This window comes from Enterocloster alcoholdehydrogenati (genome assembly GCF_013282095.1).
Classification (GTDB): Bacteria; Bacillota; Clostridia; order Lachnospirales; family Lachnospiraceae; genus Enterocloster; species Enterocloster alcoholdehydrogenati.
This window is the reverse complement of the sequence record NZ_BLTJ01000008.1, coordinates 20,301-39,474: the sequence shown is the minus strand read 5'-3', so window position 1 is coordinate 39,474 and position 19,174 is coordinate 20,301. Positions and strand designations below refer to the sequence as shown.

General features: G+C 51.1%; 20 protein-coding genes. All 20 read right to left on the bottom strand.

All coding sequences use genetic code 11. The features are described from left to right. Positions 1-28: 28 nt before the first annotated feature. Positions 29-409, bottom strand: a complete 381-nt coding sequence (locus HW447_RS10375; RefSeq protein WP_002569115.1) for a type II toxin-antitoxin system PemK/MazF family toxin — start codon at positions 407-409, stop codon at positions 29-31. A 488-nt stretch (positions 410-897) separates the two neighbouring features. Beyond that, the gene (locus tag HW447_RS10370) at positions 898-1,446 is read right to left on the bottom strand and encodes a sigma-70 family RNA polymerase sigma factor (protein ID WP_002569116.1); all 549 of its coding nucleotides are present in this window, start codon (positions 1,444-1,446) and stop codon (positions 898-900) included. Positions 1,447-1,746: 300 nt separating this feature from the next. Then, positions 1,747-2,283, bottom strand: coding sequence for a hypothetical protein (locus HW447_RS10365; protein WP_002569117.1), 537 nt, complete (start codon positions 2,281-2,283; stop codon positions 1,747-1,749). A gap of 104 nt (positions 2,284-2,387) precedes the next feature. After that, complete coding sequence (locus HW447_RS10360) at positions 2,388-3,002, bottom strand: ImmA/IrrE family metallo-endopeptidase (RefSeq protein WP_020989792.1); 615 nt, start codon at positions 3,000-3,002, stop codon at positions 2,388-2,390. Between the two features lie 11 nt (positions 3,003-3,013). Further along, the gene (locus HW447_RS10355) at positions 3,014-3,382 is read right to left on the bottom strand and encodes a helix-turn-helix domain-containing protein (protein ID WP_002569119.1); all 369 of its coding nucleotides are present in this window, start codon (positions 3,380-3,382) and stop codon (positions 3,014-3,016) included. A gap of 131 nt (positions 3,383-3,513) precedes the next feature. Further along, the gene (locus HW447_RS10350; protein WP_176255202.1) at positions 3,514-4,476 is read right to left on the bottom strand and encodes a helix-turn-helix transcriptional regulator; all 963 of its coding nucleotides are present in this window, start codon (positions 4,474-4,476) and stop codon (positions 3,514-3,516) included. Positions 4,477-4,504: 28 nt separating this feature from the next. Beyond that, entirely contained in the window at positions 4,505-4,645 is a 141-nt protein-coding gene (locus tag HW447_RS10345) for a hypothetical protein (protein ID WP_002569121.1), read from the bottom strand. Then, complete coding sequence (locus HW447_RS10340; RefSeq protein ID WP_002569122.1) at positions 4,646-5,524, bottom strand: DUF4261 domain-containing protein; 879 nt, start codon at positions 5,522-5,524, stop codon at positions 4,646-4,648. Further along, positions 5,521-6,396 carry a hypothetical protein gene (locus HW447_RS10335; RefSeq protein ID WP_002569123.1) on the bottom strand — a complete coding sequence of 292 codons (876 nt, stop codon included), beginning with the start codon at positions 6,394-6,396 and terminating at the stop codon, positions 5,521-5,523. Before HW447_RS10335 ends, HW447_RS10340 begins: the two co-directional genes overlap by 4 nt. A 26-nt stretch (positions 6,397-6,422) precedes the next feature. Beyond that, the gene (locus tag HW447_RS10330; RefSeq protein WP_002569124.1) at positions 6,423-7,199 is read right to left on the bottom strand and encodes a hypothetical protein; all 777 of its coding nucleotides are present in this window, start codon (positions 7,197-7,199) and stop codon (positions 6,423-6,425) included. A 16-nt stretch (positions 7,200-7,215) separates the two neighbouring features. Continuing rightward, the gene (locus tag HW447_RS10325; RefSeq protein WP_002569125.1) at positions 7,216-8,079 is read right to left on the bottom strand and encodes a CbrC family protein; all 864 of its coding nucleotides are present in this window, start codon (positions 8,077-8,079) and stop codon (positions 7,216-7,218) included. Between the two features lie 15 nt (positions 8,080-8,094). Next, positions 8,095-13,611 carry an immunity protein Imm33 domain-containing protein gene (locus HW447_RS10320; protein ID WP_117627362.1) on the bottom strand — a complete coding sequence of 1,839 codons (5,517 nt, stop codon included), beginning with the start codon at positions 13,609-13,611 and terminating at the stop codon, positions 8,095-8,097. Between the two features lie 3 nt (positions 13,612-13,614). Next, the gene (locus HW447_RS10315) at positions 13,615-14,085 is read right to left on the bottom strand and encodes a DUF4259 domain-containing protein (RefSeq protein ID WP_002569127.1); all 471 of its coding nucleotides are present in this window, start codon (positions 14,083-14,085) and stop codon (positions 13,615-13,617) included. A 42-nt stretch (positions 14,086-14,127) separates the two neighbouring features. After that, positions 14,128-15,765 carry a hypothetical protein gene (locus HW447_RS18525; RefSeq protein ID WP_002569128.1) on the bottom strand — a complete coding sequence of 546 codons (1,638 nt, stop codon included), beginning with the start codon at positions 15,763-15,765 and terminating at the stop codon, positions 14,128-14,130. Between the two features lie 9 nt (positions 15,766-15,774). Further along, the gene (locus tag HW447_RS18260) at positions 15,775-16,530 is read right to left on the bottom strand and encodes an SMI1/KNR4 family protein (protein ID WP_002569129.1); all 756 of its coding nucleotides are present in this window, start codon (positions 16,528-16,530) and stop codon (positions 15,775-15,777) included. Between the two features lie 11 nt (positions 16,531-16,541). Then, a complete protein-coding gene (locus HW447_RS10300) occupies positions 16,542-16,952 on the bottom strand; it encodes a DUF6966 domain-containing protein (protein ID WP_002569130.1) in 411 nt (136 codons plus the stop codon). Continuing rightward, a complete protein-coding gene (locus HW447_RS18520; protein ID WP_243176270.1) occupies positions 16,949-17,632 on the bottom strand; it encodes an Imm51 family immunity protein in 684 nt (227 codons plus the stop codon). Before HW447_RS18520 ends, HW447_RS10300 begins: the two co-directional genes overlap by 4 nt. A 61-nt stretch (positions 17,633-17,693) precedes the next feature. After that, positions 17,694-17,939: a hypothetical protein gene (locus tag HW447_RS10290; protein ID WP_002569132.1), complete on the bottom strand. Its 246-nt coding sequence runs from the start codon at positions 17,937-17,939 to the stop codon at positions 17,694-17,696. Positions 17,940-17,941: 2 nt separating this feature from the next. Beyond that, positions 17,942-18,541 carry a hypothetical protein gene (locus HW447_RS10285; protein ID WP_176255201.1) on the bottom strand — a complete coding sequence of 200 codons (600 nt, stop codon included), beginning with the start codon at positions 18,539-18,541 and terminating at the stop codon, positions 17,942-17,944. Positions 18,542-18,572: 31 nt separating this feature from the next. Further along, on the bottom strand, positions 18,573-19,172 hold the full coding sequence (locus tag HW447_RS10280) for a hypothetical protein (RefSeq protein ID WP_002569134.1): 600 nt from the start codon (positions 19,170-19,172) through the stop codon (positions 18,573-18,575). Between the last annotated feature and the right edge of the window lie 2 nt (positions 19,173-19,174).

Genomic DNA, 19,174 nt, shown 5'->3' with positions numbered 1-19,174 from the left:
AAACGCCTCCTTTATCCGGTAAGTGGCCTTACGGAGCCTCCATTTCCTCTGGAATATGAATATCCAAACTAACTTGCAGAGCATCATCAATCGCTCTCATTTCTTCGCGAGATACGCGCCCAATGTACGATAAAACACGCCTTTTATCAATCGTTTTAATTTGCTCCAGCAGAACAACAGATTTCAGTCCAAGCTCTGGAACGCTCTCCAGTGCATAGTGTGTGGGCAGCTCCTTTTTCTTAATCCATTTACTGGTGAGCGGAGCTACGATCAAAGTGGGGCAGAAAAAATTCCCCACATTGTTTTGAAGAACCAGGACAGGACGGGTGCCGCCTTGCTCTGATCCAAAATAAGGATTCAAATTGGCATAATATAAATCCCCACGCTTATAAATCCAATCTTCTTTCATGTTCATCCTCCTATGTTTTGAGATTTGATTATGTAAGAAGGAGGCTCTGCAAATTACAGAGTCTCCTTCAATTTAGCGCCTGTTTTATCCCTTACTTGTCCACGACACCCCAGGGATTTGGGTAATCATTAAGCCGCAGGTGGCTGGCCTGCTTCTCAGGAATTTCACCTCCACTTCGTTTGGTCTTACCCATGGCCTGCGACGGTTGTTATCACGCTCGGACTATGGCTGTAAGAGAGCTTTCCTCCTTGTTATGCCATGACCGGATGCCATCCGATGTATTCCAGCCTGATATATTTCTGATAAACCGCAAACTCATCTATACAGCAAAAATGGGTTGGCCTGTTATGTGAGTGGCAGCTCTCAGAAAATATACCGCTGATGTAGCGGCTATTACGCCCAAAGAGGATCAAACTTAATGATTCGTATATGAGGTTGTCAAGGTGCAAGTGAAAGGATTTCCCTCTCACTTGCTACTGCCACTTTTTTTAGAAATCTATAACCAACTTTTTTATTTTTTCTTCAATTTTTTTCAGACGCTTATGAGCTGCGGGCTGACTAATGCCATATCTTTTGGCTAATTGCAGTGTACTTGGCTTTTCCATGCTGTAATAATCCAAGATAAAAGAGCGTTCTTTCTGACTCAGCTGCTGCAAGGCACGGTGCAGATCGGCCATAAGAAGATTACAAATTGCTTGTTCCGCAGTATCAACAGATTCATCCACAAACAAATCTGTATCCTGATAACCTTCCTCTGTGCCGTCACGATCTCCCACATGGGAAGCTGGGAATATAGAGCGGCTTTTCTCATGTTCTTGGAGATAGCGGCTGTGGCGGTCCTCCTGCTGGTATTTTTCAAAATCTTTGCGAGAACATTCCATAATAATGCGGTCATCTTCATCACGGAACATTTTGACTGTTTCAACAAAAAAGCGCCCAGTAAAACAACCATTGCGGCGTGCCTTACTGAACGCTGAAAAACTGATTTCCTCCCATTCCTGTGGGCTGTTATTTTTCCAAATAAATACTCTCGTCATATCCTTTCCTCCGTTCAAATTTTTGGTAGTCAGCGAATTTGAACGGTGTCATGGATATTTTGCTATGTACGCCTCCCAGCGCATACCGGCCTCCTAATACCGGGCAAAGAAAAAGGCCGGAAGTGTTTTCACTTCCAGCCATGTTCCTGCCGCCATATTGCAGCAGGAATGAAAAAAGCCCGGTCAATGCCGGGCCTTATGTAGAAAAGTATCCAATTTAGCACATTCCTGCCACTATACCAAGTATAGCAGGTCGGAAGTCGGAAGGGAGTAGGGATTAGGTCGGGGATTTGTCGGGATTTAGTCGGAATTTAGTCGGGGCAGCTCCTCCAGGACTTCTGGAATAGAATATCCAAACAAGCAAACAGAAAATAAATAGATGGCTTCTCGTTTTCGGTCATAAAAGACACTGCGCTCTATATTTAGTTCTTCCAGCAATTCTTTCTCTGTACTGTTGAACCGATAGATGAATTGCTTAGTCAAAATTTCATAGTAAAGTTCTCCTCGATCTGGATACCGTTTCAGACGAAGGAGTGCGCGGTCAATAATATTGACCAGCATTTGATTTTGAACAAGGCAGCACACTTTTTCTTCAAAGGCTTGCAGTTCAATATCTGGTGCAAAATTTTCAAGATAGCAGAGGCCAGACTCTATATCTTGTTCTCCCATAATCCAAGCAGTTTCTTGTAATTCTTCTGCCCGTTCACTCAGAACCCAGACTACATCACGGTAAATCTTTAGAATCAGCTTACTTCTATGAAACGCAGCGTCGCTGTTAAGCCCCAAAGCTGTTAGCCTGCTGTTACATTTTTGGATTGTTGTACTTTCTTTTCTCATGGAATATCCCTCCTTGTTCGCAATATCGCGAACATATTAGGCGCAAAATAGCATAGAGGAGGAGAGTGAGAGAGGGCAGTGCCTCCCTCTATTCCTCCCTTTGGTTATATCAGGTTCCTGGATTTTAGACGAATCTGCATTGCTTGCTTGGAAACCTCAAAAATATTTGCCATTTCTGCAATGAGCTGTTCATCTGTCCGTCCTATTCTAAGCCGGTAAAAACATTTTTTAATCTGCGGTAAAGGCATTAGCAGAGCAGAGGCCAGAGTGTCTGCCTGACGCTCAATTATGCCATGACTTTCGTCGGAAGAAACATTTCCGTTATAAGCAGCAACATCTCCAGTACCGGAGTACAACTTCTTATGTAGTACCCAATGAGCCAGCTCATGGGCACAGGTAAAACGGAGCCGCCCTAATTTTGACGGATCACAAAGCCGTTCATCAATTAAGATTGTACCGGCTCTTACTGCAATCATTCGATACTGTCTCTGTATCTGGTCATATAAAACAACGGCACCGTCATCGAAAATTGTTTCCCCTAATATCTTGGGGTTTTTTCTTAGTGTATGAAACTCCAGGATTAGATCAAACTTTGTCTCAATAATGGTTTCGATTGGCACAGGACACGGTTGACCGGATAGCAGAGAGGGATCATATTCCATCAGGATTTTTCGCCCTACCGCTTCGATTGCTTCTGTACGGATTTGTGGAATTGACAAAGCTCTCCCCCCTATCGTTTACGCTCCTTTAGCATTTTCATAAATGTCTGCCATTCTTCATCGGTAGCGTCTACTTCTTTTGCCACACGCAAGGCTGCCCGAACAATATCTTTTTCCATGATATAGTCTGGCAAATCAGCAGATACTGTATTGCGTGATTTTGCGGCCAGATCCAAAAGCAACTCATGTTCTGATTTATCCAAATTCAGAAAGGCGGAGATGCGTTCCACAAAATCTCCATTGGGTGCAGGACGGCGGCTTTGTTCAATATCACACAGATAACCGTAAGCAATATTCAAATGCTTGGCTGTATCGCGTAAATTGAATTTGTGCGCCTTGCGTTTCTCGGCTATAAATGATCCAAAAGTTATATTGCCCACAGCATTCACCTCTCATTTGTTCGACGAACTGCGAACATCTTGCTTATATTGTATATCGAACATCTGTTCACTTCAAGGATAAAAATTTCATTTGAAAAGAGGTGTTAAAAATCAATAACACCTCTTTTGCACTATATAAATTCCTGAGCGATTTGCTGCATTTCCGTAATGCACTCTTTGGGAGAGAGAATTTTTATTTTCCCTTTGAATTTGAATATCCAGCCATAAAAAGTTCCACTGGGGTTCACTTCAATTTTGGCTGTGAAGTGTGTATCATCATACCTATCAACAGCAGCATCTTCTCCATAATGATCTATGATTACTCTCATCAATTCGTTTTCACATAGAAGGGTTACTTCCTTCGATGACTCCGATGTAAACATATCAACCATTTTATTTGTATAGGAGGCTACATCAAATCCCTCTATCGGCATAAAGCAAGTTTCAAGATTTTCTATGCTTGTTAGACGATCTACACGGAAGTGAGCAATTTTCTGATACTTCAGAGAAAATCCAATCAAATAGTAATGGTCATTTTTCCATTCAAGCGCATAAGGATTTACGACATAATAATATCCATCATGCTTTAAGATTTTCTTTTTTTCCTGAGTGTATTCATAGTATTGGAACCGAATTTGCTGATGGTTTCCAATCGCTGTTTGGATATTATCAATGATATAGTAAACCTTTTCATTATGCGGTTTGACACGGCTGGATAAAGCAGCAAATTTTTGAAGTTGCTCTGCCTGATGTGTGCTGGTCAGACGGCATAATTTCTGTACTAGTTCCTCAGATTTCTTGGCAGAAATGATCTTCGAGGATGCTACTGCGTCTGTCAGCATTTTCAGTTCTGGATACTCAAACAGGCGGCTTCCCATAAAATATTGGTTTTGGGTACTCTTGACCACCACAATATCAATTCCTGCATCGATCAGTGCATTGGTATCCGCGTAAACAGTCTGCCGCACTGCCTGAATTCCTTTTCCATTCAGATGGGCAATGATGTCAGATACTGTGGCGGGATGGTTTTCATCGGTCTGCTCATAGAGAAACCGGAGTAATTCCAGTATCCGCATATTTGTTGAATTCTGCATACTTCACCTCCTCGATTTTTAAAATGGCCTATTTTGTATGATGTCCAGCCCCAAAGACCAGGAACAGGGCAACCGCACAGAGAAGCAGAACCATCCAATTCCGGTCTACGATCAGCTTGATCACCGCCACAAGCAGCATTCCGCCCACCAGGAGCACAACGCCGTTCATTCAACGCCCTCCCGCGGCATATTCGCCCATGTGGATGTCCAGCACCCCTCTGGGCGGCTGGATCAGGGCGTCCTCATACTGGCACTTCCACTGGATCTCCCGACACATCCGGCCATCCGCCACGCCGTCTATGGTTTCACCATCCTGAATGGGGTTATCATGTTCCAATATGTACGATGCCACATTGTAGGCGTGGTTTACCACCCAGTTGGGGTCCATGTCGTGGAAGTGGTACTGGAGGTCGGGCAGGAACAGGGTGCTCATGCCCACCGTGTCGATGAGCATATCCTCGGTGCCCTCAATGTTAAAGAAGCGGACATTGACGCCAAAGCGGATGAACCGATCCGAGCCTTCAATCTGGTGAGAACGCACATCCTCCGCCAGAAACAGTTTGCCGCAGTTCTGGAAATAGAATGCCTCACAGGTGGGGTACAGCTCCGCCAGAGCCTCCAAAAAGTCGGCATCCAGGTTGGCACGCTCCAGCGCCGGAAGCGCCGCGGCCAGCATATCGGTGGCTACCACCTGATATTTGCACTCCCGGAAGATCCGCTCCCGGTCCTCCTGGCAGTCCCACATCTGGCTCATCAGGAAGGCATCAAAGCCTTTGCCCTTGAACTTGTCGCATTTCATCACCATCAGCTGCACCGGGCATTTTCCGTCCTTGAACTCTGCAATATGCTCCTGTGCGGCAAAGCCGGCCATTTTCTTATCATAACAGAAGCATTCTGTTGATCCGATGTGCTTCTCCATTACGGCAGTCATTTTTTCTTTATCCGGCATTTCTACCGGCTCTTTGAACAGCATCTGAATGAGATAGGGACCTCCGGGTTGTGGGCCTTTTTTGTCATCCAGGTTTTGTTGGAAAAGTTGATTGCTCATTTGGCTTCCTCCTTCTTCTCCGGGAACAGTTTCCACCGAAACTCCAGCTCTTTCTGGACAAACTCTTTCGGCAGGCCGCGGGGGTTGGCGATGAGATACCATACCCGAAAGGTGCGCTTCTTCGGATCTGTTTCCTGCTGGTAGAGCTGATAGCCCGCCTCATCCTCCTGCGTCCACTGTCCTGTCTGCCGCTTGGCCTGCACAAAGGGTTCCACCACCTGGTCCAGTTCCTCTTTGGTGCGGCTTGAGGCCCAGGCGTGATCCACATCATTGGCGTGGGAGAGGTGGAACAACATCGAACCCATCCAGTTCTTTGCCTTGCACTCCGGCGTTCCGCGCAATTCTGCCTGACGGCGGTACTCCTCCATCTGCTCCGCCGTTCCGTACTGTTCCACCATCTGCTCATCCACATGGATGCACCAGCTGTAATCCTCTGGCTGGATAAAGGGGGCGCAGACCGGATGTAATGCCTCTGCTGGGTCCGTCTCAAAGCGGTCGATAAAGTCAAGGTAGTGGGCTTTGATCAGGGGCAGAAAGGTGTCCAGCAGCCCGGTGTTCAGCCGCAGGTCCTCTGTCAGCATCCGAAAGAATGAAACGCCTGTTGTCGGTTCTATTTTGAAAGAGTAGAGCCGGTCATCTCCCTGCTTTATGATACAGGTGAAGCCCACCTCCACATTTCCATGGCCGATTTCGTAGTCTATGTAGTTGTAGCGCCTCCGGTCAAACCAGATCTGATAGGTCAGCCCGTTTTTCATTTTCTTTTTGAAGTCGCCTTTTTTCAGCCGCTTCCAGCCCTTTTCCTCCAGGCCCAAGCCGTTCCACAAGTAGTCCAGGGCCTCCTGAAATATATCTGCCGGGCGTTTTTGTTCCACGGTCTCCACCTCCTGACGAATCCTCCTTAATAATCAAGCAGGATGGGCACCTGCTGTTCCTCGGCAAACCGCATGGCCCGCCAGAACATGGAGAAGGCGAACTTGGCAAGGGATTGGGTGTCATACTGGGTGTGTTCCGGGATGTCTGCCTTGCTATACTGTCCATCTGAGTCTACGGTTCCGTCTACCGGGTATCCCTCCGTGTCTGCCCAGCCAAGGATGGTATCCTCATCGGCCTGCCATGCCAGCTGGTTCAGCTTTTCCAGCTCCTTCCGCAGTCCGCCCAAGGTGGCGATAGCGACGGTGTCATCGGTGGGCAGAGGGCCTTGGAACAGAAAGCTGTCGGTGAGGGGAAGCCACCAAGTCACGCCCCGAAACAGGGACCACACCCGCTCCTCGTCCGATGCAAGGCGGGCAATCAGGGGATGCTCCCCGAAGATCCAGTCCTTCTCCACGGTGGGAGGCACCGGTTCCTCGTATGTACGACAGGCGGCCACCAGCAGCATAGCGCCGAAGGCATCCCAATCCGGCTTGTCCGTGTAATAGGGCTTCTCATTATCCTCCGGCCAGGGGGCGTAGGGGGGCTGGTCCGGCTGAGAAATGGCGGCCAGAATCTGATCCCGCCAGTTCTCCACCGCCGCCTGAACATTGGTCGGGGACAATTCCTCGTCGTCGGCGGGTTCCCCATCCGGGGTGATGCGGTTGAAGGAATATCCGTTTTCCTCCGCCCACTGCTGAACAACGGTTTTCCAGTTGTGAGAATAGTACCGGGTCAGCGTCCCGGCGTAGATGTCAAGTCCCATAGTGTTTGCCTCCTTTTCAATCAAAATCCATCCAGACCAGGTGCTTTCCGCAGTGGAGGCACTGGAACAGATAGCATTGCAGGTGCCCGCCATTGACGGATTCCCGGATCATATCTTTCTGCTCCTCGTTCCACATGGGATCGCCCAGCACCTCCTCCAGCACATCCAGTGCCCGCAGTTCTCTGGCACCCACATAGCCCAAAAAGGCACAGTAGTCGCCGCAGTGAGCGCGCCAATATTCCTGCTGCCAGCCGGAGTAGCCGGGGGTGCGGTGGATCAGTTCGTCCAGCTTCTCCGGATCGTCTACACCATCGTCCACAGAGAAATCGTCTTGAAAGCTGCCGTCATATTTTCGGGCCGCCTCGCCGCTGGCGATACACTCCGGACACAGATACGCAATTTCATCTACCGAATAGAATGGACCAGTATAGTAGATGTGGGTCGTCTTGCCGCAGCAGCCGCAGATAACACCTTCTTTGGATTCCTCAAAGGCCCCGGTATCCAGCGGGTCCGGGTGATACCGGAAGGCGGGCAGGCCCAGCTGGGCCTGCCGTTCCTTCTCTTTCTGCTTTTCCTCCGGCGTTTTGGGCTTGGGGAGGGCGTAATGATTGCCCCAGTTTTCCGCATAGTCCTTCAAGACGCCCAGCCGCTTGAGGGTCTTTTTATCGGAACGATTTCCGATTTGGCAGAGCAGTTCGTAGGCATCCTCCTTGAAGTCCAGCAGATCATACACATCTACCAGCACTTCCTTGGCCTGCTGATCCTCACTCTGCTCAAGTTCTTCCTTGAAGGTATATAGAGCGCGGACACTGTCCGGACCTTCATTGGTCGCAACAAACTGTTTTTTTAGTTCGATATAGGTTTTCTGATATTCTGTCATTGGTCGCACCTCCCATCAATCCCACCAGAAATACCAGACGGTGGATTGGTGTATAGTATCAGCCAAAGTGCCAATACTTGCATTTTGGTCCAAATCAGGACAAAAACCGTATTGTTCCACAGCTACATCTATGGCCTTCTCCTTGGGGACAGGAGCCGGGAGCAGAAACTCCAGCTCATCGTGGCTCATGGCGGCAGGCACCGCGTCATACTGCTCGAACCAGTATTTCGCCACTGCCATTAGCTCCAGCGTATCAGGACATTCATTCCAGTTTCCGAAGGGCAGGTAGGCAAAGATCTCCCAGGGGTTCTTTACCGGAATTTTAGCCAGAATTAGCGGAACGGTCATATTGGTATCAGAATCCCAATAACTTGCGAAGCGGTCGTTGTTGATACCGCCGTCTATCTCACCAATAATTTCCTCCTCCCAGTCCATATCATCCTCCTCGGCTTCTTCTTTGCGCTGGCCGGTCAATTCCTCCAGAACCGCCTTTCCGTCCTTGACGGGAGCGGAGAGCATCTTCTTCCGGTATTCCTCCACAGCTTTGGGGTTAAATTCATAGCAGTCTGCATCGTTTTCCGGGTCGGCATTCATCACCAGACACTCCAACAGCGTTTCATCCGGCTTGATGAGAACAGGAATAAAGTCCTCCCGCACGCCCAGCCGCCGGGCGTAGCTGTATGCTGACATGATGGGATCATCATCTGCCATAGACGGGAAATAGGTGCACTCACAGTCCAGATACTCCATAATGGCCTGCGCCACCTCGGAAGGCTCCAGCGTATCCTCGTCAAAGTCCTGTCCCTGCCAGTTGACAAAGCGTTTTTCAATGACCTTGGCCATGGCCTGATAGTATTTCTCATCAAAGGGGATAAATAAATATGTCTCCTGTTGAAATTCATTGGAGTGATACCGGGACGGACCAAAATATTTCAGGGCATAGTCATCAATGTCGGCAGGATAATAGGGCGCATCATTTTCTCCATAGTAATAATGGGCAAAGGCACGGCCTTTCTGGTTGAACAGAGCCGAAAATAGACAGCCGAATAACTCCTCCCGGATGAATGTTCGCAGGTCTGTGCTGCCTGGATCGGCTTTGACCTGGTTTACCACATCACCATGCTCTTCCAGGAATTTTTCGCCCATCAAGTCATGCTCCATGCACCAGCGCAAATAAATCGCCATGTGATTGTAGGCGTTGATGGGGTCAATGGGAAGCTCTTTTTCCTCAATGCTCTCAATATGATAGGAAACATCATCCATTCCTATGCTGTCATCGTCAGTCTCTGGCTCTACTTCTGTGGGCTCATAGGAGATTTTCAGAGTCATCTGCTCCTCCGGCAGAGAGACACCGGGGCTGCGGGTGATGGTGTGCTTATCATCCGCAGAAAAACCGATGGTTTCGCCGTCTTGCAGCGTCACATCACACGCCAGCACATAGGAGGCAAGGCTGGCCAAAAAGTCCCGCAGATCCTCCGGCTCGGCGTCAGTGTTCAGCACTTCCATTTCCTCCTTGCCGAACACATCCATGCCGTAGGTGTAGCCGTTTAGGCCCCCCTCGCTCCGGTACAGGCCGAACCAGACCCAGTTGAAGATGGGCAGCTCGTCCTCTTTTATCATATCGGCAAGGCCCTCATAGAAACGAGGCTCAAATACCACGCCGCTGGTGTAGACACCGGTGGCGTATTTCTGCTTGCAGCACACTGCCATCGCCTTGGTGAACAGCTTACCGCGTTCCAGCAGTTTTTCCTCCTCGCCCAACACAGCCACCATGATATGGGCCTTGTGCGCTTTGGTCACTTCTACGGCCTCTGGCCACATATAGTTGTTTTCGGCGTTGATCTCAGCTTCATTGTCCGGGATGTGACCGTGGAAGAGTGTCACGATCAGCATCATTCCGCCGACCCGCATTACCACAGCGTCATCGCTGTTCTCATCGTCTTCGTCGCCCTCATCCGGCTCCTCATCTACGATGCCCCATTCTTCCCGTAGATCCCGAATCAACTGCTCCTTGTCCCACTCTACTTTGGAGAGGAGCACAGACCCGGCAAAGGAGCCCTTATGGTCGGTTTCTTCCTCGTCAGCATCAACATCTTCGTTAAGATCCTCTACATCTTCATCCGGATCATAGAGGGATTCATGCTCCAGTCCGCGGATAAATTCCTCAAAGCTATCTGCCAGATGGGTGATTTTATAGTCATTTTCCTGATCCACATGGACTACCGCAGGCTCTCCCTGGGGACCGCAAGCCCGGTAGTCCAGGAAAATCATATCGTGTCCGGCGCTTGGACAGTCGCAGATGGCCACGCCGATGGCAGGATACTCCCACTCATCGATCATAAACTGACTGCCCATCTCTCCACAGAGGGAGCAGTTCTTTTCCCGTCCGATTCCGAAAATGCCGGTGATGGCCACATGATCATCTGCCCAACAGGTAGGCTCATCGCAGGGATAGCAGGTGTTCATCGGAATGCCACCGTTGTGCTGCTTCATCAGCCAGATATAGGCGGCGGGCAGCTTGTAGCCCAGTTCCTCCTCCACGCTGGCAATCAGCTCATCGGAAGGCGGATCACTGACATATTCTTTCAGTGCATACCAATTATCATCCCAGAAGTTGGTGAGGTCGAAACCCTCAAATGGGGTATCACCGGGCACGAATTTGGCCTTCTTCTTCCGGCTGCGCTGGCGTTTCCGGATCTCCGCCTTACACTCCCGAATTACCGCCGGGGCATTTTCATCCTCCGGGTCCAGCTCTGCCCACCGCTGGGCGTAGGGAATGGCCTTTTCCTCCTGACCATAGAGATACTGATAGCCGTAGGCCATCCGCATATTCCACTCCGCCTTGTCCTGACCTTCCTCCCGGACGGACTCCAGCACCTCAATGGCCCTCTGGAGGGCTTTGTCTCCCTTGAATTTCAAAGTACCCTCATCATGGTCCCCGATGATGGCGTAGTTCTCCAGCGCCCGTGCCAGGGCGTAGGCGGTGCGATAGTTCCTCCAGTCCTCTGGGATGGCATTGAGTGCCTGGATGCAGCGGGTGTACTCGTCCTCGTCGTTCCACTGCTCCAGCTGAGCGAAGAATGCTTCGGCGTCCTGTTGGGTATAAGGAATATAGTCCATGCCCGTAAGCGTTTCATCCAACTCGTCATCCTGATTTTCAGTTTCTGTCCCATCATCTTGTTGCTTTAGAGGTACAGAACCGGCTTCACGGCGGAAGGTGTGGAAGATGGCCCATGGGATATCCGTGCCTTCAAAGAACTCTTTCGCCATGTTCAGCGCCTCTCGGATGTCCCAGGCGATGAAGTCCACATAGCCACAGTAGAGGCCGGTGGCCCCGCCGATGAGGGCGAGCATCTCCGATCCGTCCACGGTGGTGAACAATTCCTCCAGCTTGTCCCGGAAGTCGAAAATCTTTTCCGATCCTTCCTCCTCCCGCAAGGTATCCAGGGGATAGCAGAAAAAGCCCGCTACCGCTCCGTCGGCATGGAGATCGTCCATAAAGTCGTTGTCGGCATTCAGATAGCCGTTGATGAGCGGCACACAGCAGGTGGAACCGGCCATTACATCCAGCCGCCAATCGGCGTTGGGGTCTTCATTGGGTTTCATTTCGTAGCCAAGATAGCTCTCCAGATAGGCCTCCGGATCGGTGGAGAGCTCCAGGCCCTGCTCCCGCAGTTTGTCGGGCAGCTGGGACAGGAGGAAGGACGGCTCTGCCTTGGGTTCCTCCAGCACATCAAAACTGTCTATGTATCTCATGTGGGGGATCTCGCCCAGTATCTGATCGGTGAGGGTGGTGAGCATCCACCAGACTCGGCCTTCCGCCTCCCGGAGCATAGGCAGCAGCTTTTCACAGTAGGCGGAGATGTTGAAACTGTTTTCGCCCTGTTCCTCCAGCCAGATCTGCACATCCTCACCGGAGATGTCCCAGCTGTCGTCGGTACGCAGGCCGATATTCTGGGAGGGCTGACGGCCCACAAGGATGTTCCAGTGCTCCAGCACCTCCTTTGGGGCGTGTTTCTGGAAGTAGACCAGCTCAAACAGCTTGACCTTATTACCCTCCGGGGTGAGGATCAGCTCATGCTTTTCGCCATTGAAGCCCAGCTCGAAGGAAATTTCATCAAAAACCAGATTCAGGGTGTCCTCCATTTGGGCCACGAGTTCTGCGCCGCGGGTATGATCTTTGTCCTCATCCATCATCTGGCGCAATTCTGCTTCCATCTCGGCAAAGGTTTCCCACCAGTTCTCTGTCCGCTCTCGGAAGCACTCCGAGAACTGGGGCAGAGAAATGCCTTTCGTGCACCAGTCGATCAAATCCTCAATGTCTTGTCGGGTGTTAAGTTTCGGATCATCACCGGGATGCTGTTCCAGAGCTTTTTCAAAATACCGCAGAGCGCGGCCCTCCTGATCCAGATAATAATAGGCATACCCCATGCGGAAATTCCAGGAATAAGTATCTCCCAGTTCCTCCTCGTGGCACTGCATCAATTCCAGTGCCCGGTGAAGCTGCTTTCTTCCCTCCGGTTCGCTGGAGTCCGCCAGATTGTTGTAGGCTCGCGCCAGCTCCATATCCATTTCCGGGGTACGCTCCTCGGTAGGGATGGCCTCCAGCGCGTCTACGATTTTCTGGTGTTTGTCCTCCTCATGCCACTTCTGGCACTGCTTCAAAATATCCATATCCGGGTCCTCCTCGTCCTCATCCGGTTTCCAGTCTTTGATTTGCTGGAACACGCCGTTCTCATCCCGCTCAAAGGCGCAGGGAGCAGGGGTGTTCAGCAGAGGGATGATGTCGGGATCGTCGTTGCAGATTGTGTTCAGCTTGTAAATCCCGGCATTGTTGGGGTCGTCCATGTACTCCTCGCTCTCATCACCGGCGGTGAAGCGCCAGCCGCTGTCCCAGTCGCCGTCCGGCTTCTCCCGGTAGCAGTAGCCAACCTTGCAGCCCTCTACCGTGATGCGGTTGGTGGCAATGCAGCCATCGGCACCCTTCCAGTCAGAGAGTAGAGATTTCACATCCTCCGCTTTCACATGGTAGTCCCGGTTGCGGCCAGCGGCCTCGTACAGATCCTTCCGCAGCGCCTCCACATCCCGAGCCATCTCCTGGATCTCCTCGTCGTCCATCATCTCGCTGAGGTCGTATTCCAGCGGGTTCTGGGCGAAATCCGCCAGGGACTTGTTCATTGCGTCGTGTTCCTCCGGCGTGGCGGTGATGCGGATACGGCGGGAGGGGGTGTTGTACTCGTCCAGATCTTGGAGGTTCACACTGCCGCTGACGCTGCACTCCAGCAGGATGGCGGCCAGGTCGGTGACCACATCAATAGCAAAGTGAAAATCCATTTCCACACCACTGGAGTGGGTGAACTCCAGATACTCCACAGTCTGGCGGAAGCCCCAGTTCTGCTTGTCCAGCCCAATCTTGGTGAAGATTTCGCTGAGGGGGATTTCCTCTTTCTTCTGGTCTTCTAAAAAGGCCACAAGGTTCAGACTGTCATCCGAGCCTCCGATAAAGTTGCCCCAGTATTTTTTGATATACATCTGTCACACCTCCTGTTCTGAGATCAGTCGCTTGATGAGCCAGCCCAAATGTTCCAACCACGCAGGAGCGATCTCACCGCTGTCCTCGTTCTTCCAAAGATCCACAATCTCACGGATGCCGTCCTCGTCCGGCACCTCGTTTTTGATGTCGGTGAGCTGCCGCAGCAGGAAGGCAAGGGCTTCTTTGGATGCTGTGAAACCGGTGACTTTATCCCATATAGCTTCTTCATGATCGTAGTCCAGCTTGCTGTTATCCTTCCATTGGAAATACAGCTCCGCCAGAGCCATAGCGGTGTTATCATAGAGAAAGTCGATGTCGGAGAGATCTTCTCCCAACATACCTTCCTCTTTCATCAGTTCGATCATCTCACCCAGATCCATTACCAGATGCTCCGGTACATATTCATTTTTGAGGATGTCCAGTACATCCAACCCTTCGTCACGCTCTAATGCTTTTATGCCCCATGCTCCCATGTCGGCACCTCTCTTTCTTTATTTCGTATCAAGCTTCTATTGTCAATCATAGTTCTCCAACCGAATGATAGGCCGATAAAAGTCATAATCTCCGTTTAGTTCATTGTCCTCCTGCACTTCTGGCTTACAGTGGGGCGAACAGGGCAGGAAACCGAGAAATGGACCCAGCCCTCCGCAGATATTGCATCCGCCATCGCCGCCGCAGGTGGTAAGCCTATCAGCCTGCACCACTTCCCGCATATAGGGATCGTAGGCGATGGACAGGCCGAAGAAGTTGGGTTCCTCCATGTCATAGGGCCGGTTCTCATCCTCATCCATGTTCTCAAACCAGTGCAGACGCATGGAGTAGTCTAACCCATCTCCCCATGGAAACAGGGTCCGACACCCGCCGCCACACAGGTAGGCCCACTCGTCCGCCGTGGGCAGGGAGAAGCCCCTGTTTTCCAGCATGGCAAGAAGCGCATCGTAGTCTGTGTGGTTATAGATACAGATCTGAAAGCCCTTTTCCGTCCGCTCAATGCGGGCCGACTGATGCAAGGTAAGACTGCTGCTGTCACTCCAGGCAAAATCACGGAATTCCTTCAGCCAGTCAGGGTGGACAGTCAGTCTGGGATCATCCATTTTGACTGGCTCCCAGTTAATTTCCTCCAGCTCCCGGCCCACCAGCATGGGTCCAATGGCCGCCTGCCGAACAGGAGCCATGCTTTCCCGAATCATCTCCTCCGGGTCCCGCTCCATTTCCCATTCTCGGAACAGATACTCCAATTCCTCCCGGCTCTCCTGATTCAGTCCCACGGCAAACTGCTCCCAGCCCAGGGTGACGGTATCGCCGGGGACAAAGACGAACTCCCGGCCATCTTTCTCGAAGATGCCGGTGGTGTAGCTCTGGCCCCAACGGTCAAAGGTATGTAGACCGAGAAAGGTCATATCATAACGATCAGCCAAGCTTTCCATCAGCGTTTGCTTCTCGGTTGTATCCATTTGATTGAATTGGGGACGGGACAGTTTTTCGTTCATGGCAAGTCCTCCTTCGATTCGTTTTGCGTGTTCCAGCAGATAGCTCCGACCATCCTGCTTGGCCCGTTCCAAGTATTGTGGAAGCAGGTCGGAATGGATGGCGTCCAGTGAGACCAGAACGGCGATCCGCTGGTATTCCGGAAGTTCAGGAGAGTAACAGTTGCGCTCCCAGAACAGCGGAGCGAACTGCTCCACACAGTCAGGACGCAGAGCGGGCATCGCCAAAAGTGCCCGCCGGCTTACATATTCATTGGGGTCCTTTGCGAAGTCCAGGATCATGTCTTTGACTTCCTGGCTGCACGGACATTCTGACAGATATGCGGCAAACTGCCACTTGGCCTCACTCTCATTGGAGGCTGCGGCCCTGCGGCAGAGGCGCTCGAACCATTGGGGATGGGAAGTGGTCTCCTGTATAAACCCCTCCGCTTCGTTGTCCCTGGCGATCAGATAGACCATCTCATCCAGTAGGACGCTGTCTGCTGTTTCTGCATCCATTTGGGTCAACACATGGCAAAAGGCATCAAATATATCATTCCACGCAGGGTAATCGACCTCCCATGCACCGCCGATCTCCTCGGTGGTTTTTCCGGGATAAGTGATTTCCTGCCACTGATGAAATTTTCCTACCTGCTCCAGCAGGCACTCCCTGATGTCCTTTGCCATACGCTTACCTCACAATTCTTTGCACAGGTTTCCCAGTTCCAATGCCTGTTCCACAAGGCCCAGGAGCAGGCTGGAAAAATTCTCGGCAATCTCCTCCAGATCGGCATAGTCACGGTTATAGCCCCGGACTCTGCCGCTCTCCAAGTCGATAAATACGATACTCCCGTCACCCAAGCCTCCGATTGGAAAGGTGGGGCCGTGGTCATATTCGCTCATGTAATCCTCATAAGCCTCTTGAAAAATCGGGTAGGCTTCTTCCAACTCTTTCAGTGTGAAGATCCACGGCTCCGCCAAATAGCAGCCGCCGAAGTTCAAAAGCAGCCAGCGGTACTCTGCTGGGATGGGAGTATACCTGCTTTCAAATCGTTTCACAGCATCCTCCGGTTCTGGGCGGGTACCCTTTGTGAAGGCACTTGCTTCATAAGCGGCCTTGATTTTGTCACGGTATCCCTCCAATTTTCTTACCTGCATCATGTTCACCTCTGATTTCTCCCGTTCGGCAGTCCGCGATTTCTTTTCTACAAAGCGAACTGCCTCTGTCAACAGCGCGGGAAGCTGATTTCCGTCTGCCGTTTCATACCGCTTGACTGGATGCGTCCAATCAAAATTATGAATGATAGAAATGATGTATCTGTCCTGATACCAGCCCATATCCAACAAAAATCCGTTTGGATATTCCACTTGCAGCATATCTTCTTTTTGTGTGTCATCCAAAAAGGTGACTGTTCCAGTGCCAAAATCCACCTTGCGCCACGCTTGAACCATCGTTTGTCCTCCTACAGCCGATCCAGATTCTCTTGCAAATCGCCCTGCATCAAGTGCTGGGCAATGGCTTGGTTCAGTGCCTTATATGAGTGATAGGCTGCCTGCTCTACATCGTGCAGGCACTCCTCCATCAGTGCCTCCGGAGAAATGCCTTCCCGTTTGCCATAAAGATGGCCGAAGGCATAGCACACGGACTTGAGAAAGCCGAAAATGTAGTCGTGATTTCCACGCATACTGGGCAGGTCATTGAACGAGCCCATGCCGCCATAAGCCCGAAGGTGGTGGGCGACCTCCCGCCGCTGGGTCCAGTCCTCAATATCCCGTTCCAGCCAGTCAATCCAGTTTTGGAACTCTGGATGGTCTGCCAGAAGGATGGAGCGCAGACAGGTCAGAGCTTCGGTATAAATATCTGTCTGTTTCATCCAATTTCTCCCGTCCCCTTTAATTCTTCATTATAGGCGTGGCTCTCCCAGATGGCCTCAAATTCCGCCTGCTCTATGATGCAGGCGTGGAATTCCTCGCCCCAGACATGGGCGTTCAACTCCTCCACAGTGGGGATCGGCGTAATCTCGATGGCACCGTCGTAAAGGTCAGGGTTGTTGTGGGTGCGGCCATCTGCAAAAATGTCGATGGAGCGATGGGCCAGCCGCTCATTTTCGGTATCCACTTCATAGAGGATGACCGCTGGTTCACCCTCCGGTGCGCCCTCCCAAAAGAGCTTGATGTACTCGATCTTGCCAAGATAAGTCCGCATCGCTTTTTCATCGGCACAGGCTACTCGGATCATTTTTGCCAGCAGCATCAGGTCATCGATGTATTGGGAGTACACGCAGAACACATCTTCGTCGGAGTCGAAGTGAAACAGATCCACGCCGCTGTTGTTTTCCTCGAACTCCTGGATCACGCCCCGGACAAGCCGCTCCCAATCCTCGCTGCTGCCGATCAGTCCCAGCCGTCGGAATTCCTCTGTCCGGAATCCGTCACTGATTTTCAGCAGAAGGGAGATCGCATAGGGGTGGTGGGGAATGAGAAAGAATGGCGCGATCTGCTCCGGCTTCGCCCAAATTTTGAAGGGCGGGCGCGGGTCAGGTATCCAGGGCAAGATTTCCCATTCGTCCTCCGGTCGGTTTCCGTATTGGCAAAGGTCTTTCATAGTGTTCTCCTCATTCGATGTCGTTTCGTTCTTCTTTTACATCCAGTGGAGCACCGTCCAGAGATGTGATCTGTGACAGTTCTGTTTCAGTCAGATTCTTCAGGAAAATGCAGTATTCGTCCGGGTGGCCTCCCACAAATTCCATTTTAGGCATTCCGATCTGCTGTGGGTCGGTGATCCACAGGCAAGGCTCTCCTGTTGCCCAAAACCGAGTCAGAGTAAGAATTTGGCCGTTGTAAATCACTTTCTGTTCCATCTTCATTTCTCCTGCATTTGCCTCAGTAGCTTCACGATCCGCTCCCGGTTCTTTGCGGTTTTCATAAAGGTGGGGAGATGGTCGGCCTGGGTCATTTTCGCTCTTCCCGGCGGCTTTTCCCGCAGGTCGGCGCTGAGATAGCCGATCAGATAGGCAAGATGTTCTCGGTTGAGTGCCCATACAGGTTTTCCCTGAAATGAAGTCAAAAACCATAGTTCCAACCCGAAATAAGGTTCTCGTCCATCCCTGATTTCGCCAATATATGAAAACGCCTCCGCTGTTTTATGGACTTCTCCCGGCATGGTTGTCCCACAATAGGGGCAGGCCACATGGAGAACGGAAAAGTGCTGCCTTTCCTCATCTTCAATATCCACCAGGTAGTACCTGCCGCAGTTTTTGCACTGGTTATGGACATCGTAGCGGTAGATCGTCCGATCACGGGCCACCTGATGGCCGCAGCTCAGGCAGCGGAAATAGGCATTATCCTCATCCGCGGTCACCACGCCCGTGCCATGACACTTGGGGCATTTCACCTGAATGCCGGAGGTGAGGGCGTCGTATGCACTGTATGTAAAGTAGGGTTCATCAACAATTCGGCTCATACGCCCACACGCTCCTTTCAAGAAATTGCTTTCACAGCCGAAATCGGAATGGTTTCAAATCCTTTGCTTTGATTGTCAGATCCGCAACGATCTTTTGCAGGAATTTTACCTGTTCCAGATACTCCGCAGGCGCGTGGATCTGCTCCAGATAGCCTATATAGCGGATGATCTGATCCAGTGCCCGTTTCCTGTATTTTGCGATTTCCCCCAAATGGGAATAACTGCGGCCTGCCACATAGCTTGGAACATCTATGTTCCGAATGGTTTCTATATCAAGCGACCCGTGCTCCTCTTTCTCAGATTGAATGGTGGACAGCATATCTTCCGCAGAAAAACGGATGCCGCGCTCGCAGAGAAACCGCAGTTCATCAAACAGGTGGTTCGCCACAAAGTGTTCAGCCAAGGGCTCAAAAATTACATCATCCTGATACCAGCCTCCGTGGGCGCAGGAGATCAGTTCACGGTAACGCTTTTCTGTGATCCACTGGCGCAGTATCTCTTTGATCCCGCGCATCCATGCGTCCAGCCGGGCCTTTGTTTCTTCGGGGCTATCGTTGGCTGTCCCATAGCAGGGCAGACCATTGTCTTTCAGCCACTTGGTTACTTCTTTGCTGAATTTTGTGTAGCTCAATG

Coding starts and splice junctions, on each gene's coding strand:
- HW447_RS18525 (WP_002569128.1), bottom strand. CDS start 15,765: ATGGCAAAGGACATCAGGGAGTGCCTGCTGGAGCAGGTAGGAAAATTT.
- HW447_RS10325 (WP_002569125.1), bottom strand. CDS start 8,079: ATGACAGAATATCAGAAAACCTATATCGAACTAAAAAAACAGTTTGTT.
- HW447_RS18260 (WP_002569129.1), bottom strand. CDS start 16,530: ATGGTTCAAGCGTGGCGCAAGGTGGATTTTGGCACTGGAACAGTCACC.
- HW447_RS10315 (WP_002569127.1), bottom strand. CDS start 14,085: ATGGGAGCATGGGGCATAAAAGCATTAGAGCGTGACGAAGGGTTGGAT.
- HW447_RS10350 (WP_176255202.1), bottom strand. CDS start 4,476: ATGCAGAATTCAACAAATATGCGGATACTGGAATTACTCCGGTTTCTC.
- HW447_RS10300 (WP_002569130.1), bottom strand. CDS start 16,952: ATGAAACAGACAGATATTTATACCGAAGCTCTGACCTGTCTGCGCTCC.
- HW447_RS10345 (WP_002569121.1), bottom strand. CDS start 4,645: ATGAACGGCGTTGTGCTCCTGGTGGGCGGAATGCTGCTTGTGGCGGTG.
- HW447_RS10340 (WP_002569122.1), bottom strand. CDS start 5,524: ATGAGCAATCAACTTTTCCAACAAAACCTGGATGACAAAAAAGGCCCA.
- HW447_RS10290 (WP_002569132.1), bottom strand. CDS start 17,939: ATGGAACAGAAAGTGATTTACAACGGCCAAATTCTTACTCTGACTCGG.
- HW447_RS10375 (WP_002569115.1), bottom strand. CDS start 409: ATGAAAGAAGATTGGATTTATAAGCGTGGGGATTTATATTATGCCAAT.
- HW447_RS10365 (WP_002569117.1), bottom strand. CDS start 2,283: ATGAGAAAAGAAAGTACAACAATCCAAAAATGTAACAGCAGGCTAACA.
- HW447_RS10330 (WP_002569124.1), bottom strand. CDS start 7,199: ATGGGACTTGACATCTACGCCGGGACGCTGACCCGGTACTATTCTCAC.
- HW447_RS10320 (WP_117627362.1), bottom strand. CDS start 13,611: ATGTATATCAAAAAATACTGGGGCAACTTTATCGGAGGCTCGGATGAC.
- HW447_RS10285 (WP_176255201.1), bottom strand. CDS start 18,541: ATGAGCCGAATTGTTGATGAACCCTACTTTACATACAGTGCATACGAC.
- HW447_RS10370 (WP_002569116.1), bottom strand. CDS start 1,446: ATGACGAGAGTATTTATTTGGAAAAATAACAGCCCACAGGAATGGGAG.